This window comes from Candidatus Zixiibacteriota bacterium (assembly GCA_016933955.1).
GTDB lineage: Bacteria > Zixibacteria > MSB-5A5 > GN15 > PGXB01 > JAFGTT01.
The window spans coordinates 100,327-117,446 of record JAFGTT010000018.1 but is presented as its reverse complement, the minus strand read 5'-3'; the positions used below and the strand labels follow the sequence as shown (position 1 = coordinate 117,446).

14 protein-coding genes and 1 tRNA gene are annotated in these 17,120 nt (G+C 49.1%); 4 read left to right on the top strand and 11 right to left on the bottom strand.

Going from position 1 to position 17,120, the window contains the following annotated elements:
- Nucleotides 1–515 precede the first annotated feature (515 nt).
- The 4 genes from JXQ28_06645 to JXQ28_06630 form a co-directional block, all read right to left on the bottom strand.
- Entirely contained in the window at nt 516–1,331 is an 816-nt protein-coding gene (locus JXQ28_06645) for a hypothetical protein (GenBank protein ID MBN2277407.1), read from the bottom strand.
- 112 nt (nt 1,332–1,443) lie between these two features.
- Nucleotides 1,444–2,412, bottom strand: coding sequence for an HPr(Ser) kinase/phosphatase (gene hprK / locus JXQ28_06640; protein MBN2277406.1), 969 nt, complete (start codon nt 2,410–2,412; stop codon nt 1,444–1,446).
- A 145-nt stretch (nt 2,413–2,557) separates the two neighbouring features.
- Nucleotides 2,558–3,532, bottom strand: coding sequence for a PDZ domain-containing protein (locus JXQ28_06635; protein ID MBN2277405.1), 975 nt, complete (start codon nt 3,530–3,532; stop codon nt 2,558–2,560).
- 141 nt (nt 3,533–3,673) lie between these two features.
- Nucleotides 3,674–4,462 (bottom strand): hypothetical protein, encoded by a 789-nt coding sequence (locus JXQ28_06630; GenBank protein ID MBN2277404.1) that lies wholly within the window; start codon nt 4,460–4,462, stop codon nt 3,674–3,676.
- A gap of 231 nt (nt 4,463–4,693) precedes the next feature.
- On the opposite strand from JXQ28_06630, the gene JXQ28_06625 reads away from it, so the two are divergent.
- Nucleotides 4,694–4,769, top strand: a tRNA-Asn gene (locus tag JXQ28_06625).
- A gap of 108 nt (nt 4,770–4,877) precedes the next feature.
- Nucleotides 4,878–5,795 (top strand): abortive infection family protein, encoded by a 918-nt coding sequence (locus JXQ28_06620; GenBank protein ID MBN2277403.1) that lies wholly within the window; start codon nt 4,878–4,880, stop codon nt 5,793–5,795.
- A 306-nt stretch (nt 5,796–6,101) separates the two neighbouring features.
- Here the strand turns inward: JXQ28_06620 and JXQ28_06615 are convergent, their stop codons facing one another.
- The 3 genes from JXQ28_06615 to JXQ28_06605 all read right to left on the bottom strand — a co-directional run bounded on the left by JXQ28_06615 (nt 6,102) and on the right by JXQ28_06605 (nt 10,710).
- Nucleotides 6,102–7,295, bottom strand: a complete 1,194-nt coding sequence (locus tag JXQ28_06615; GenBank protein MBN2277402.1) for an ATP-binding protein — start codon at nt 7,293–7,295, stop codon at nt 6,102–6,104.
- A 608-nt stretch (nt 7,296–7,903) separates the two neighbouring features.
- Complete coding sequence (locus JXQ28_06610; GenBank protein ID MBN2277401.1) at nt 7,904–8,617, bottom strand: anaerobic ribonucleoside-triphosphate reductase activating protein; 714 nt, start codon at nt 8,615–8,617, stop codon at nt 7,904–7,906.
- The gene (locus tag JXQ28_06605) at nt 8,614–10,710 is read right to left on the bottom strand and encodes a ribonucleoside triphosphate reductase (GenBank protein MBN2277400.1); all 2,097 of its coding nucleotides are present in this window, start codon (nt 10,708–10,710) and stop codon (nt 8,614–8,616) included. The genes JXQ28_06610 and JXQ28_06605 overlap by 4 nt, the downstream gene beginning before the upstream one ends.
- A gap of 795 nt (nt 10,711–11,505) precedes the next feature.
- Between JXQ28_06605 and JXQ28_06600 the strand changes: the two genes are divergently transcribed.
- Complete coding sequence (locus JXQ28_06600; GenBank protein MBN2277399.1) at nt 11,506–11,856, top strand: hypothetical protein; 351 nt, start codon at nt 11,506–11,508, stop codon at nt 11,854–11,856.
- 201 nt (nt 11,857–12,057) lie between these two features.
- Complete coding sequence (locus JXQ28_06595) at nt 12,058–13,755, top strand: cation:proton antiporter (GenBank protein MBN2277398.1); 1,698 nt, start codon at nt 12,058–12,060, stop codon at nt 13,753–13,755.
- A 118-nt stretch (nt 13,756–13,873) separates the two neighbouring features.
- Here the strand turns inward: JXQ28_06595 and JXQ28_06590 are convergent, their stop codons facing one another.
- The 4 genes from JXQ28_06590 to JXQ28_06575 all read right to left on the bottom strand — a co-directional run bounded on the left by JXQ28_06590 (nt 13,874) and on the right by JXQ28_06575 (nt 17,120).
- Nucleotides 13,874–14,533 (bottom strand): hypothetical protein, encoded by a 660-nt coding sequence (locus JXQ28_06590; GenBank protein MBN2277397.1) that lies wholly within the window; start codon nt 14,531–14,533, stop codon nt 13,874–13,876.
- 390 nt (nt 14,534–14,923) lie between these two features.
- Nucleotides 14,924–15,316: a NifB/NifX family molybdenum-iron cluster-binding protein gene (locus JXQ28_06585; GenBank protein ID MBN2277396.1), complete on the bottom strand. Its 393-nt coding sequence runs from the start codon at nt 15,314–15,316 to the stop codon at nt 14,924–14,926.
- Nucleotides 15,317–15,334: 18 nt separating this feature from the next.
- A complete protein-coding gene (locus JXQ28_06580) occupies nt 15,335–16,261 on the bottom strand; it encodes a 4Fe-4S binding protein (protein ID MBN2277395.1) in 927 nt (308 codons plus the stop codon).
- On the bottom strand, nt 16,236–17,120 hold the full coding sequence (locus JXQ28_06575; GenBank protein ID MBN2277394.1) for an ATP-binding protein: 885 nt from the start codon (nt 17,118–17,120) through the stop codon (nt 16,236–16,238). Before JXQ28_06575 ends, JXQ28_06580 begins: the two co-directional genes overlap by 26 nt.

The window sequence follows — 17,120 nt, the reverse complement described above, 5'->3', positions numbered from 1 at the left end:
GGTTTCGACATATTATTTTATATCACGGGCATGGTGCCCCGCCTTTCAGGCGGGTTTCTGAATTTGTGATTTTCACCCCCCCATTTTCTCCACCACTTCACCCTTAATCTATTCCCCACCCCGATTTGTATGAAAACCCCAATATCCCAAAATATCCGGCATAAAAAACTTTTACTGACAAAACGAAGCCATTTCATGGCCTCTTCAACAATAACACTGCATCAAAAAAAATTGTGTAGGATGAAACGAACCCATTTCTACCGGACGACGGAATCGCGGCCATGAGAAGATATGCCGTATGCTTTAAAAAAACAAAATAGCATTTGCTTTCAAAGGAAATTAGTATTTCTTAGGGAAGAGCACTTAAGTCATTGATACCGATCGCTCCTCAAGGTATAAAATGGCCCCTAAGCAGTGTGCGCGGCCCCTGCTCACACCTCATTGATTCGCATCTTCGTCGAGTGGGGGTTGCGCCTTTATTGGGCCGGTTTTATTTTCCTAAACCGCCAAAAGTATCAGCTTCCCACCCGGATGTGAACATCCTGCGAATTACGAATCTCGGTGCTGGCCCGGTTTTTGTCGAAAATGCAGAACAACAGATAACTGCCGCCGACTTCACAGCCGTTTCTTATTTCCGGCCGGATATAGGCATCATGCAGGGCCGCTTTGAAGCGCGGGGCGAAACCGCAGGTCGGCCAGTTGTCATAGATGGTTTCGATATTCTGGATAAAACCGTTATCATCGATTGTCAGAATCACCAGCACGGTATCGATCAGCCCGGTCCCGTTAAAAGGATAATCTATTCGTCCGCGGAATTCGATGTACAGCGGCCGATCGACCGAGCTTGCGGAACCTCTGAATTTGAAATCCAGGCGATAAGTCGGAATCAATGCGGACGGGGACGTCTCGCGGCGGTTGGTATATTCATCAAACTCATTATCGGTCCCAGGATCATGTAAAAAGGCAAGATCAGCAGCATCGCCCGGATAGTCAAAAGACTCCGCAACCATCCTGAAATGCTCATTGAAAGGAATATCCATGTCGGGCTGTTTCACCTTAGGCCGATCCATGGAGGTCATATTACCTGTTTGGCCTGTCCGATTTATGGCCGGTCGCGAAAAGACAAGATCGAGGCGGCCGCCAGTATAACTGGAATTTCCGCCGGAGATATCATCCGGGCCGATATATTTGATATTACCGCTCAACGTGACCAGATCATTATCAGTCGGATAATAAACCGCCATAGCGACCATGAGAACCAGAATCGAGGAGATAATGGTCCCGGTCATCATCGATTTCCGATAAGTCGTCTTCAAAGGACTGAGATACATAGCCCTGACCCCGGACTGATGTTCCTGGATACCGTCTATCTCTACAAATTAGACGTTGAAAATGATGCAAATGTTTTAGGATTTATGGGCCGCAAAAGGCTCTATAACGGGGCTATTCGTAATCGGACTCAAGATAATCCTTGGACATGGCCTGGCGCTGAATGCGCTCGGAAAGCCGCTTGGAGAATTCGGCCGCCGAGTTTTCGCCATAGGTCTTCAGCATATGATTCATGGCAATGACTTCCGAGATCACGGTGATATTTTTGCCCGGGGAGATAGGAATATTGACCTGCGGAATTCGCACCCCCAGGATTGTGGTTCCCTGCTCCTCGATCCCCAGCCGTTCGTAATCGAGATCATCGGACCAGAGGGTCAGATGGACCTCGACTTCAACCCGTTTCTGGAGGCGGATGGAGCGGATACCGAACAGCTTTTCGATATCGATAATCCCGATTCCGCGGATTTCCATATGCTGGCCAAGCAGTTCCGAACCGGTGCCGACAATCAGGTCGGGGGCTTTGCGGGTGATTTTGATAACATCGTCGGCTACCAGCCGATGACCCCGTTCGATCAGGTCGAGCGCGATTTCCGATTTGCCGATACCGGATTTACCGGTGTAAAGCAGGCCGACCCCGTAAACATCGACCAAAGTTCCGTGGACGGTGATCGATGGGGCGAAGATAACATCGAGCACGGCTGATAGTCGGTTGGCCAACTCCGAGGTACTCAGGCGCGACGAAAAAACAGCGGTTTTGTATTTATCACCTATAGCCAGAAAATCGATCGGCGGGGTGATCCCCTTGGCGATTATCACCATCGGGATATTACTGCCGAAAATCCGCTCGCCGGTTTCGATCAGATGATTATGATCCAGTTGATTGATAAAAGTCATTTCGGTTTCACCCAGAATCTGGGTCCGCTGGCTGGGATAACGATCCATAAAACCGGTCAAAGCCAGGCCCGGGCGGTGGATTTCGGCATTGGGAATTTTTCTCTTCAGACCGGCCTCGGAATTAAGCAGGGTCAAATCAAAGAAATCTTTGCGGTCTTTGTACAGCTTTTCGACAGTAAGTTCCGACATATCGACTCCTTGGGTTCACCGTGCAATTAAAATAAACCCCGGTGATCATTTTTGCAAATAAAAAAACCCGGCGGAATTACCGCCGGGGTTGAGGTAGAGAGAGATTGGATTGCTAAACCAAAGGAAGAAATTTATTGGTCTTGTTTTAGTCCATTTTTTCCTGCATTTCTTTCATTTGTTCCCGAAGCTGATCCAACTGTTCCCGGAGTTGCTCCATCTGCTCCTTGAAATCACGGGAATCGAACAAATCATTATCGGTGTTGCCGCGAAAGAGCCCTTTCATACGGGGCATGAACAGAAAATCCTGATCGAATCCGGGGAGACCGTCCAGGCGGCCCAACGAATGGCCGGCGGGAGATTCATCGACTTCGAGACTGAATTCCTGCTCCTTCTTGTCCCGCAGAACGGTCAGCTTGATTTTGTCGCCTTTCTCTTTTTCCCAGACCGCCTGCTGAACATCGGACAATTCCCCGACCAGGTTGCCGTCGATTTTGACAATAACATCACCGGCTTTAAGACCGGCCTTTTCAGCCGGAGATTCCGGGATTACTTCGGCAATCAATGCCCCGGTCCCATCGCCAACCCCGAAATATTCGGCCAGTTGCGGGCCGAGATCCTGCAGATTGACCCCGATATAGGTATCGGCCATGGAGGAATTTGAAAATTTATAGGATTTGCTATATGTCTTGGGCAGATTGTTTAATCCGTACCATTGATACAGCTGATCGGCTTTATCCTGATCGAGGCGCCTCCCCAAAACGATTTCCACTTGTTTTTCCTTTCCCTTCCGGAAGATATCCAGGGTCACCTTGTCGCCATCCTTGTGCTGTTTCATGGCCGCAATCAGCTGGTCGGCATCAGCCAGTTTTTCGCCGTCAAAGCTAAGAATGATATCGCCCTGTTTCAGCCCGGCCTTATCGGCGGGCGAATCGGGTATAAGCATTTTAATCACAACCCCGTGGTCGGTGTCGAGATTGAAGGCTTCTTTTAGATTATTATCTATGGTCTGGGTATAAATTCCCAGCCAGGCTCCGGGGTTTTCCGTGGCCAGAGCGGCCGATGAAAACAGCGGCAGGGCCAAGAAAAAGGCCAGCAAAATAATCAGTTTGTTGTTCCTCATAGGTTTATCCTTTCCATTAATCATTGCCGCAAATCTTATTCACAATTTTCTACTCAAAAGGAAAAGAGGATGTTCCAAATCTTTTTTTGAGAAGGATTCAGAGAGATGGATTATGATCGGGGAAATAATGAGCCGGATTGGTTAACGGCCGGGATAATAATTAATCCTGATACCGATTCGGGCGGAACGGGTATAGGGTGATGGGGTCCGTTGTCCCCTGAGGTTTAAAACCAGGGTCAAGTTCTGTTTCAGGGGCATCAGGATATCCATTTGCCCGAAAAAACCATCAGAGGAACCGCCGGCCCGAAGATAAAACGATGGCGTCCCCTCGACACCATCGGGATTGCTGTATTCTTCGCCCGGAAGATAGCTTCCGGTAAAGAAATTCACCATTCCGTAATATTCATCCACCTGGACAAGCTCACGGTCCTGGTAATAATTCCCTCCGATTCCCAACGACAGCGATTTCATCACCGGTACCAGGGCCGATCCGCTTATAACATATTGGTGGTTATCAACATGGCGGTCGGGCACGCGCCCTCCGTACCCCAGTGAAAAAACCGGGAGACCAATAACCCCATCGGGATTGGCATGTCCGCGTGTCACCAGCGGATTTCCCGGATAAACTTTCAAAGCCACAAAATAATGATGAAATACAGAATCGACATTTTCCAATTGATATCCGGCCATAACGGTCAGGAGGTTTGCGGCGGGAATGGCCAGATCAAGACCGAATTGAAAGCGATCGGTATGGGGAACATTATTTTCGGCCGCAACCGAGGTGAAGGCCGCCTCGAATGAACCATTAATCTGCCCCACCAAACCGTCGGGATGCTTCTCGGCGGCTTCAACTCCAAGGGGCAAGAAAATAGACACCATTAGAGAGAGAACAACAAGAAGATATCGTTGAGGTTTTTTGAATCTGATCATAAGCATCCCTGCAGGTCTATCCGTGATTAATAAAATATACGGCCCTCAGATAATCAAGAGGCGGACTTAATTTTAATGGTAAATATGAGGGTTTGAAGAATGCTGAGCGGTGTTCAATTCGATTATTTCGGCTTGACAAAGGCGGAAAAATGTTTATAATAGTTGCCTGAATTTGCCTGCTAAGGGCAGGTTTATTCGGGGATTTTGACGATATAGAGTGGAAAGATACACTCCCCTGTAGCTCAGTTGGTAGAGCAGCTGACTGTTAATCAGCGGGTCGCAGGTTCGAGTCCTGCCGGGGGAGCCAAATTTACAGCTACGAACTTCCTGAAGCTCGTTGGTTAACTGTAAAGCCAGTGGAAACAGGAGGTGTGAAGCGGCCGTTCCCCCTGACTTGTTTGAGGATTACGATTCGGTGGATATTTCCGAACTCACTCGTCGCAATATCTTTGGTGCCCTTCGGGCTAGCAATGTCGTTTGGTCTGGCCGATTATCAGAGACTGACTTCCTCTTGCGGCTTTACGATCTTGACAACCTACCTTCTCAAGACCACCGGTTTGAATCCGCCGCAGATGATATCTGGCAGCATTGTGAAAATAACCCGGGCGATTGGCCCATTGATTGGGTATATGACGATTCACGCTTTGACCTCCTGAATGCCCCCGACGAGGTATTTCTGCGATTCCTTTGCGAGATGATCCATCCTATCGTGCGAACCGACAACAAGGAAGTCCAGAATCTGCTCGGGATTTTCAATAAAAATCTGGCCGTCGACGGATGGGAGATCGCTGCCCGTACTCAGTTATCCGGCATGCCGGTATTCGCCGCACGACACCGAATAGTAAAGGGTAATCCCGCGTTGGGGACCGCCATACAGCTTGTTAAAGTACCGGATGCCGGGTACGTGACACAGCAAATTACGCGGATGGAGGCGGCCGTCGAATCGGACCCGGAACTTGCGATAGGAACAGCGAAGGAACTCGTAGAAACCATCTGCAAAACTATACTCTGCGAATGTGGAGAGAAAGTGTCCAATAGCGCTAACCTTCCGCAACTGGTGAAGATGGTGCGTGAGAGACTCGAACTCCTCCCTCAAGACATACCGGATAGAGCAAAAGGCGTTGACACTATCAGGCGGTTGCTTAGCAATCTTGGGACGGTGGCTCAAAATCTGGCAGAACTCCGCGGTCTATATGGCTCCGGGCACGGAAAACAGGCGAGAGTCAAAGGTCTGCAACCAAGACATGCTCGGTTGGCAGTCAACGCAGCGAGTACACTCGCCGTGTTCCTCTTTGAAACCTACCAAGAGCGTCACCACAGACATCTACACTGATTCTCCATTCCGAAACGTTCCTTCCGGGGTTCGAAACAAACTGGTCCCTTTGCGTCCGATACCCCTGAATATCCTCTCCTGATTCTCCGTTTATCCGTTTCCAGATTCCCACTGGTTAACAGGTCGATGGCCTCAGGCGAACCCGCCTCGACGGTTCTCGAAAACCTCCGGTAGGTATCTGTCGCATGCCTTCACGAATTCATACTGCCAGATATTCATACGCACGGTTCCTCCAGTTCCCGGGTGAAACCAGCCAGTTTCTCTGCTGGTGACCTCTGACAATACCTGAGGGTAATGGGCCGGAAATCAAGAGTCCCCATTCTCTCCTGGTGAAGTCAGGGTCTCCCAGATGTCATCAACAGAGAACGGATTGAAAGTGAGAGTGCCTCTGACTTTGAACCGTTGCTCCCCGTTATAAAGAACCGCGCCGGCATTAACATGTTTGAGGCCCAGGTTTCGGAATCGCTCCAGAGCTTTCACAAAGTCCACGGAGAAGGTCCCGGCCGATTTGATCTCCACCGGCGTGAGCTGACCCTTCTCCCTGATGAGCAGGTCTACCTCATTGCCATACGTATCGCGATAAAAATATAGCTCTGGCCTTATTCCTTTGTTGAGAGCGCCCTTGGCGACGTCCGCGATCACGAGGTTCTCATACAGATTGCCGCGTAAGGGATCGCGAGATGCCTGTTCCTCAGTGTGAATACCCAGTAGAAATGCGGCCAAACCAACATCCGTGAAATATATCTTGGGGGATTTCACTACACGCTTCCGGATGTTTTCAAAGAATGGCGGCAATTCAAACACGACATACGACGCCTTCAGCACACTTATCCAGTTCTTGATGGTTGTGCCGGATACGCCGACATCGTTCGAGAGCGAGGAAAGGTTGACGATCTGTCCCACTCGACCGGCCAACAGGGTGAGGAATTTCTGGAATTGCGCCAAGTCACGCAACTGAATCAACGCACGCACATCGCGCTCGACATAAGTCTGCAGGTAACCGTTGTAGAACCGTCGCGGCTCGAGCCTTTCTTCGTGAAGCCGAGGATAACATCCCCGGACTATCAACTCGAAAGGTGTCCACTTCGATTTGTAGTTGCGGAGTTCGCTGAGTGAGAAAGGCCACAATGTCAGCATGGCGGTTCGGCCCGCCAGCGACTGGCTGATCGCCTCGTGCAAGTGCGGCTGGTGACTTCCTGTAAGAATGAACCGGCCCGACTGCCTGGACTTGTCGACGATTTCCTGGAGATATGAGAGCAGGGCCGGAAGCCGCTGTATTTCATCCAGGATACCGCCATTTTCCATCTGGCCAAGAAATCCCCTGGGGTCGGCTTCGGCCGCGGTTCGGACGTCCGGGTTTTCCAGGGAGGAGTATGGCTTGTCCGGAAATGTCATTTGAACAAGGGTGGTCTTGCCTGATTGGCGGGGTCCCACGACGGTCACCACGGGATACTCAGCAACGGACTGAACCAGTTCTTTTGTGATATTTCGAGTAATCATGGCATGATAATACTCAATTGTCGTGTAAATCGCAAGTTAAACTTTTGATTTTCACGATATCACTCAACAGATATCGGGATTTCAGGCATTTCAAATACAAAATTGCGGGATTCTGTCTTCATGTAACCTGACTCCATGCCTGCTCATTCGATCCGACACCTCGGCCAGCGCGCCGGACGATTGAAAACCACAGAAGTCGCTACGTCTTAATGGGATAAGCGATGCTGAGGGAACCGGAATTGAAGTCATTTCTTGCCCTATTCGAGTGACCTCTCGCCACATACTGCTGATATGCTGTTGATATTAGAGAGCTTGCAGTTAACGGCGGGAGAATGAGAGCACATGAAAGCCGTCATGTCCGTCGTTGCGTTCGGGGAGCTTTTTAATTTTCCAAAAAAATAGGCAGGAGCGCAGGGCTCCTGCCCTACCTAAATTTACTAAAATCGAATTAATTCTAGATATGCAGTTTATTTACAAATTCTTGAGTATTTTTCAGTAAATCCTCTGTTGGCGCATGAAATAGCGTTCTATATTCTTCCAAAAAGGGGGCTTTTTATTGTACTGGACGAAATATTTTCATAAATGCAAGCTCATTCAACAGATTCCTGCTATGGATAAAACTGGTCAGCCGTTTTTCTGACACCGCAATATTCCACATATTGTTTCAATTCTCCGGCTATTTCCGCCAGTTCCTCATCGGAATAAGACGGTTCATGATGTAGAGTCTCATCCAGCAGTTTTGTGGAACCAAAGTTCTGCAGGATATACCTTCTCGCACCGCGAATCGAGCGGGCGATTTTGTGGATATCATCCGGACTTATAAAACATCTAACAACGGTCGTCCTGAATTCATAATCAACCTCAGATGACATCACAAGGGCGATGCTTTTTGTCAGCCGTTCCGCCGGAAAGCGCACGCCGACGATTTTTCCATAATCCCGCCAAGGGGCTTTAATATCAATAGCAACATAATCCAGCAGTTTTCTACCAATGGCTTCTTTCAGTATCCCGGGTTGGCTGCCGTTGCTGTCAAGTTTTACCAAATAGCCCATTTCCTTTATCCGGCTCAGCATGCTTAAAAGGTCCGGATGTACGGCAGGTTCCCCGCCGGAGATACATACCGCCTGCAGTAATCCCGAGCGTCGATGCAAAAAATCATAAACATCCCGGAGCGGAATGGCCGGCGAAAATTTTTCGGGTACAACCAGTTCCGGATTGTGACAATAGCGACACCGAAAATTACAGCCTCGGGTGAATACAACGGCGCATATTTTACCGGGGTAGTCTATGAGCGAAAGGCGCTGTAATCCTCCGATGATCATGCGGGTACTTCAGTTCGGTATTGCCGGCGCATGACGAATTCCGCCTGCTTGCCGTCGTTCCACTGGTTTACCGGGCGTAAATATCCCACAATACGGGAATATATCTCGCACGGACTACCGCATCTTTTACAGACCGACACCTCACCGGCCAGATAACCGTGTTGCGGGCAAATACTGAAAGTCGGTGTCAGTGTGAAATACGGTAATTTATATCGTTCACATATGGTTTGCACCAGAACTTTAACCGACTCCGTTTCATTAATTCTCTCCCCGAGGAACAGGTGCATCACGGTGCCTCCGGTGTACTTGGACTGAAGGTCATCCTGCATATCAAGCGCTTCGAAAAAATCATCGGTAAAATCAACCGGAAGGTGGGTTGAGTTGGTATAAAACGGATTGTCGACATTTCGGCCGCATCCATTGGCAAACACTGCTTTCTCGAATTCGGCCTGATCCAGTAACGCCAGCCGGTATGATGTTCCCTCCGCCGGAGTCGCTTCCAGATTGTAGTTATTGCCCGTTTCGTCCTGATAATCCAGGAGCCGATCCCTCATGAAATCCATCACGGTCATGGCAAATGATAGTCCCTGGAGAGCCGCGATATTAACTCCCAGCAGGTTGCGGAGAGCTTCATTCATTCCCACAATCCCGATAGTGGAGAAATGGTTTTGCCAGTAAGCACCGTAATGCTCTTTTATGTTTCGAAGATAAAACTTGGTGTAGGGATAGAGGTCGGCATCCGTGAAACGTTCGAGGGTTTTACGCTTGATTTCCAGGCTTTCTTTTGCCTGATCCATGATCCGCTCGAGTTGATTCAAAAATCGCTCTTTGGACCCGGCTATAAGTCCGAGGCGGGGCAGGTTAATCGTCACAACGCCGATCGAACCGGTCAGCGGATTGGCTCCGAAAAGTCCGCCCCCGCGCTGATATAATTGCCTGTTATCGATTCTCAGCCGGCAACACATCGACCGCGTATCCTCGGGATCCATATCTGAATTGATAAAATTGGAAAAATACGGCAGGCCGTACTTGCCGGTTACCTTCCACAACAGATTGCTGACCTCCCCATCCCAGTTAAAATCCCCGGTAATGTTGTAGGTTGGAATAGGGAAGGTGAAAACCCGGCCGCTTGCATCACCATCCGCCATAACCTCAAGAAAAGCCCTGTTGAACCAATCCATTTCGGTTTGGAATTCGCCATACGTTTCAGACCGTGGTTGTCCACCGATAATAACCGGCTGATTCGCATAATGTTTCGGCGCTTTCAGATCCAGAGTGACATTCGTAAACGGAGTCTGGAAGCCGACACGGGTCGGGACGTTTACATTGAAGAGAAACTCCTGGAGAGCCTGCTTGACTTCGTTGAATGTCAGCTTATCGTAACGGATGAACGGAGCCAGAAGCGTATCGAAATTGCTGAAGGCCTGGGCTCCGGCCGTCTCCCCCTGCAAAGTATAGAAGAAATTGACCACCTGGCCGAGGGCGGCTCGAAAATGCCGGGGAGCTCTGCTCGACACCTTTCCCTCGACCCCTGTAAATCCGTGGATCAAAAGGTCGTAAAGATCCCAGCCGACACAGTATACCGAGAGAATATTCAAATCATGTATATGAAAATCACCTCTCAGGTGCGAAAGCCGAATCGATTCCGGATATATCTTATTCAGCCAATAATTCTTACTGATTTCGCTGGAGATATAATTATTCAGTCCCTGAAGGGAATAGGACATATTGCTGTTTTCTTTAACCTTCCAGTCGGATTGTAAAAGGTATTTCTCGACCAATCCGTTATTTACGGCGTTGGCAATGTTCCTGAGTTGTTTGTGCTGATCACGATAAAGAATATAGGCATTAGCGGTCTTCTTGAAATCCGAATGCAGGAGAACATCCTCGACCAGGTCTTGAATCTGCTCGACCTGAGGAATCCGGCCTCCCAACTGGTGTTCGGCCCTCATCAAAACCATCCTCATCAGGGTGACTGCCTCCCGGTCGCCGAATTCACCCGTGGCTTGCCCGGCCTTGGCCAGAGCGGTGGATATTTTTTCTTCCTGAAAAGGGACTTTCCGTCCGTTTCGTTTGAGAATGTACATAAACATAAGCCTGCTCCAAAAAAAAGCCTGGGTTTGGCCGCCCAAGCCATCGAACAGACTCTGCAGGTGGCTTGTCGCGAGCCGGACGCGGGTCTATACAAGACTAATTGTATGAGGTCGGACTATAACCGTTGCGCGACAGTGAGGGATTTTCACCCTGCTTCATCATACAAACCGCTGGATCAGTTATAATATTTTCCAAACCGCCGCGCAATAAAAAACTGCGCCGGATATCATCTTTTTCTTTTTTTATGATATGGCCATACGAATTTCAAGCTTGGCCGTCGGCATATATGCTTTTCCCCGATAAACCGTTTATTTAAACGGAATATATTTATGACAATCCGTCGAAGGCCAAGTTTGTGGCAAGGCCGGGAGGCTGGCTATTTTCGAGAGCCGCAGAATGGTTGGCAGGCATATTAGAAATATCTGAGATTGATAAACAACGTGTAAACCGAATGAAGATCAATAAGGGGAACAAACGAAGGCCTCTGCCCCTGTTTATTATGTTTCCATTTCTCCATACCGAATGGGCAGAAATGCATGGTTCGCCCGCCATAATTGCCAAGGAATGGTTATTTCAAAAACCATATTAGTTAAGACAAAAGTATGGGAGAAACATTGATAAGATGCGGCTGTTTTTTATTAGCGTGGCTGAGGAGAAAAACGGCGGTTATTTTCCGGGTTGATTTATATGCTTTTTTTGATTTTATTGGTTACGGTAATCTGCCGTTTCGTAATATATTCGTAAAATTGGCGTAAGAGCATCAGCGGATCAAACTTACGAACAAGGAGAAAGTCATGATCGAAAAAGCCGTGTACACTTCGAAATCCACCATGAAAAGTCTCTGGCAGGAGTACCGGATTTATAAGGATCATGTCGAGTTCGCCACCCATGTCGGAGTGGTGTCGATTCCTTTTGATGTGATAGTAAAAGTCGAGGTAAAGGAATCCGATTTAAAAGGCCTCTTAAAAGGTGATCTCCAGCTTAAGGGATTCAAGCCCGCCATAAAACTGGATTGGGCCAACTTCAAGGAACATGTGGTGCTGGACAAGAAAGAAGGATTTTGCAAGCGGTTTCTGTTTACGCCGGAAGATTCCCATGAATTCAAAAAGGTTCTTGAAAAGGAACTCCAGGGATACAAGAAATAGCTGAATATCTGTTGTCATATTATTTCATATTTCCCGATAATGCCGACAATGGGGGGAATTCATCTCTCTCTCCCGTCATTGATATTGACCCCGGTATCAGCCGGGGTTATATTTTGCGCGTAAAAATGTGTCGAAATCTATTCGGGAGTTACGGAGGGTATATCATCGGCAGGCGCATGGCCCTCCCGGAGATAAAGTATTATGCATGAACTGGCCTTTCTCACGGATCTTCTAATAATTCTTGCAGTTGCCGTTATAGTCGTGGTCGTTTTTTATCGACTCAAATTGCCGTCTATAGCCGGATTCATTCTCTCGGGTGTTTTGGTCGGGCCGCGAGGCTTGGGATTGATTCATGATAGCCACCAGGTCGAAATCCTGGCCGAGATCGGGGTGGCCCTGCTACTGTTCGGCATTGGCCTGGAACTGGCCCTTAAAAAACTGCGACGATTATGGAAACTTGCGGTTATCGGAGGTGTTCTCCAGGTCGGACTGACTGCCTCGGCCGCATATCTGATATGTAAAATGTTCGGATTTGAGGGCAATTCGGCGATATTTATCGGTTTTGTCTTGGCCTTATCCAGCACCGCTATCGTATTGAGGGGGCTTCAGCAACGAGGTGAGGTCGATGCCCCGCACGGGCGATTGATACTGGGGATTCTCGTTTTCCAGGATTTCAGTGTGGTCCCGATCATGCTGATTATTCCGTTATTGATTGGTTCCGATTTGGGAGTCGGAACCTTTACCGTTACCCTGGTCAAATCGCTGGGTCTTGTCCTGGCGGTGTTGCTTGCCGCCATTCTGATTGTCCCGCGGGTTCTCAGACTTGTTGCTCGAACCAGACAAAGGCAGTTATTCATCCTCGCGGTTTTCGTTGTCTGCCTGGGCACGGCCTGGCTGGTAACCCGATCCGGGGCGTCACTGGCAATCGGCGCCTTTCTGGCCGGGCTGGTTGTGGCCGGATCCGAATACCGCCAGCAGGCCATGGCCGAAATAATATCTTTCAGAGAGGTTTTCGCCAGCCTGTTTTTCGTATCGGTCGGAATGCTGTTATCACCGAATGCGATTCTTTATAATCTGATCCCTATCCTGACTATCCTGGCGGGTATTTTAATCGGCAAATCCCTGATTGTCTTTTTGACGGCGTTGATAATGCGAATGCCCTTCCGGGTATGTTTGATTGCCGCTTTCGCGCTGGCCCAGGTGGGGGAGTTCTCTTTCGTTTTGCTTTACGCCATTCAAGGAACAGGTCTGGTGTCCGGTGCGGTCGAAAACAACGTGGTTTCGGCCGCGATCTTGTCCATGTTCATTACGCCTTTTGTCATGTCCTACGGACCCCGGCTGACGGCCGGTCTCGGCAGGTTTGCCAGACTTAAAGGAATGGCCGAGATCGATTCTGCCGAGGATGTTTCGGGAGAGGTCTGTAAGATCTGTAATCATATAATCATCGCCGGGTACGGTTTTGCCGGACGGGAGTTATCGCAGGTCCTCAATGACTCGGGGTTACCATACATCATTGTCGATTTGAATATAGAAAATGTCGAGAGAGCATCGAGGGAAACCGGCAAAGCGGTGTTCGGCGATATCACCAGCGAGGATGTCTTAAGTCAACTGGGGATTGAAAATGCCCGTGAGCTGGTTATTCTGATAAACGATCCGGGGGCATCGGAGCTGGCTGTAAGAACGGCCCGCGGACTGGCGCCGAAGTTGCATATAACCGTCAGGACCACCTATTTGCTGGATATCGAAACCCTGCTGGCGGCAGGTGCCGATGATGTTATTCCGGCGGAACGTGAGGCCGCGGTCAGGGTCGTTTCTCAGGTATTGAAACGAAATCGGGTCGATCCCGACAGAATTTCCGGACAAGTATCCGAAATCCGGGATCATTCTGAAACGAACTGAAAAACGATGATTCGCCTGATGGAGAGACCTTCCTGAGGATGGGCATAAACTCGAATCAGCAACCGGGAGCCGGAGGCTGTCGTCATATTTTCAGCGCGGCTCCCGGATTGTTATTAAATCAATGAAGATTCCGGTTGGCGGCGGTATTACCGGTCGTCAATTTTATTCCGGGCGTGTGAACGGCCACGGAGCTGGGCGGATCGGTCAGATCCCAGTTATCGGGATCGGCCGGATCACCGCCGGTATAAACCATACGCCAGTAGAATTCCAGCGGATAATAACCGGACCAGTCGGGTGTCCAGTAATCGATATAGCCATAAATATCATACACGCCGGAGGACTGCCGGGTCAGATCAAGCTGGAAGGATGACAGGTAGAAAACCCAACCGTCATCATACCCGAATTCATCGTAAATAAAATCGATAACCATTGGGTCGGTGTAGTACTGAAGAGCCGCAATAGCCAGATATTCATTGGGACTGTACTGTGTTACCTGGATCGTATCATAATGGTTCTCGATAACGGTTACGGTATCGTGGATATAAGTCACCTGGGTAACGGTATCGATTATCAGAACGGTGTCGGTGGTATTGACGGTTGTCGAATCATGGTTGTACACGGTATCAATCATAAAAACCGTATCGGGAGGCGATTCGACATATTCGATATCATGGATGTACTCGGTCGATTCGACTATTCTTTCCTTATCACAGCCGCTGACCAGCAGAAAGAGTAAGAAACCGGCCAGAAGAACGGCAATAATCAGTGTTTTTTTCATATCATCTCCTTACGGCCCAAAAGGATATTTTTCTCCTGACATCAGCGCAAACGCTGTACCCGGCGGCAGGAAACCGCGGCCACACCATTAACATCTTACAGTTCAGAAAGTTATATGGCGTTTTGGCCTTCTGCCGGGATTAATTCTGGATATTTCCCCGGACAAAATTCTGCAAAAGGACGTCAATAGAAGACCCAAACAAATATTGACTATGTTATTGGGTTCATTGGTAAAAATATGGAGGAATGGGAGAGCGATATGTACGGTGTATATTCAATACGATGAGAATGATTCCGGCAGGCAACCGCTATTGATCCTTATCCCGGCCGAAACCGGAGGAAATCGACAATTTCCTCCGGCTATCAATTGCATTTATTCCCTCAGATTCACTCATGATTCATTCTGATGGGAGCGGCAACGGCCATCTTCGCCATGATGATGCGTCGGATTATCACAAGTATTTTCACCGGCAATAAGCTGTCCGTTCAGGTAGGACATGACTATTTCCTCCGGTTTCAAGGCCATGGCTCCGGTCACGACACTTATCCCGTTCTGGTTAAACATACTGATAGCCCGATGGCCCATCCCACCAGCGATAATCAGGTTACAATCCATTTGGGCCAGCCACCCGGGAAGGACACCCGGTTCGTGAGGCGGTGGTACCAGTCTTTCGGATTTCATGATTTTCTTATTATCGGTATCGACATCGATCAGGGCGAATTCCTGACAGTGACCGAAATGAGCTGACAGCCTCCCTTCGGCCATTGGTATTGCGATTCGCATATATTTGTCTCCCTCGTTTTATAGTAGTTTCAATGGTTTGGATATGTCTTTTTTTCGGCCATTGTTATATTTCAAATTTCCAAGGATTTTTTCCCAGATCTGTCTTATCAGTCGGCCGGTCTCATTATCAACAAATTCAATCACCGGTTTTCCGGCAATCTGGGCTCTGGTGATTTCGGGATCATAGGGAATCCGGCCCAGAAGTACAATTCCCTTTTGGATTGCGAAATTTTCGATTTCCTGTGTCAGCGCCGGGTTTATGTCGAATTTGTTGATGCATATTCCGAGCGGTAATCTAAAATGAGACACCAGGCTTATAATCCGTTCCAGATCATGGAAGGCGGATTTAGATGGTTCCGTAACCAGAACTACATAATCGGCTCCCGTCAGCGAGGCTATGACCGGGCAACCGATTCCCGGCGGTCCATCGACAATTATCAATTCTCTTCCCTCGCTTTCAGCCAGATCCCGGGCGGTCTTCCTTAACAGCGATACCAGCCGACCGGAGTTTCCCTGGGCAATACCCAGGTTGGCATGAATCAGAGGGCCGTAATCGGTTTTCGAGAGAAACCATTGCCCGCTGACCACCGGATGAAGTCCAATGGCTTTATCCGGGCATAGATAAACGCACAGGCCGCATCCCTCACACGCCAGCGGATCAATCCGATAACTTCCACCTGTACCGGTATCATTGTATTCAATGGCATTAAATCGACAATGTTCCCGACAGATACCGCAATCGGTACAGAGCTCGGAATCGATAATGGCCTTTTTGGAAGCAGTAAACTCATTGGGCTGGCCCTTTTCCCCCTGGATAATCAAATCCAGATCGGCGGCATCGACATCGCAATCGACCAGTATCTTATTTTCCGCCAGCACCGCCAGGGAACCCACCAGGCTGGTCTTTCCGGTTCCACCTTTACCGCTGAGAATCACCAGTTCCATTTTTCTCAATCCTCTTCTTGATATCATTCATCAGTGTCACCAATCCCCCGGCATACTCCGGATTACTGATCAGAGTCATACTGCCCTCGGAATATTCCTCGGCCAGCCGGCGGTCGAACGGTATTTTCAGTAGAATATCGACCCTTTCACTCTTACAATATTTCTCGACCCGATCATCGCCCATATCGGCCCGGTTTATCACCACCCCGAACGGCAAATTCATGGCCCGGACCATTTCCACCGCCAGTTTCAGGTCATGGAGTCCGAACGGGGTCGGTTCGGTAACGAGAACGACAAAATCGGTATTCCTAACCGCTTCAATAACGGGACAGGAGGTTCCGGGCGGTGCATCTATTATGGTGATTCGGGATCCGTTTGGTACTGATCTCAATACCTTAATTACAGGAGGTGAGAGCGCCTCACCGATATTCAGCCGCCCTTCGAAGAATTTGACCCCCTGCCCGTTTCCGTAATTTATGGTTCCAATCTCCCGCGGGATTTCCTCGATCGCTTTTTCGGGGCAAATATGATAGCAGGCGCCGCAACTATGGCAGAGCGAGGGAAAAACCATCACCCGGTCGGCCAGGACCGCCAGAGCATTGAATTGGCATGCATCGCCGCAGGCCCCGCAAAAGTTGCACTTTTCCGGAATGATTCGCGGAATCATAACATTAACCGGCTGACTCTGGATGCCTTGCGGCTTTAAAAAGATATGACCGTCCGGCTCCTCAACATCACAATCGAGAAAAACCACATCTTCACCCCTCTCCACCAGAATCGCCGCCAGGCTGGTGGAAAGGGTGGTTTTGCCTGTCCCCCCTTTACCGCTGGCAATAGCAATAGTTAATTTACGCGGCAT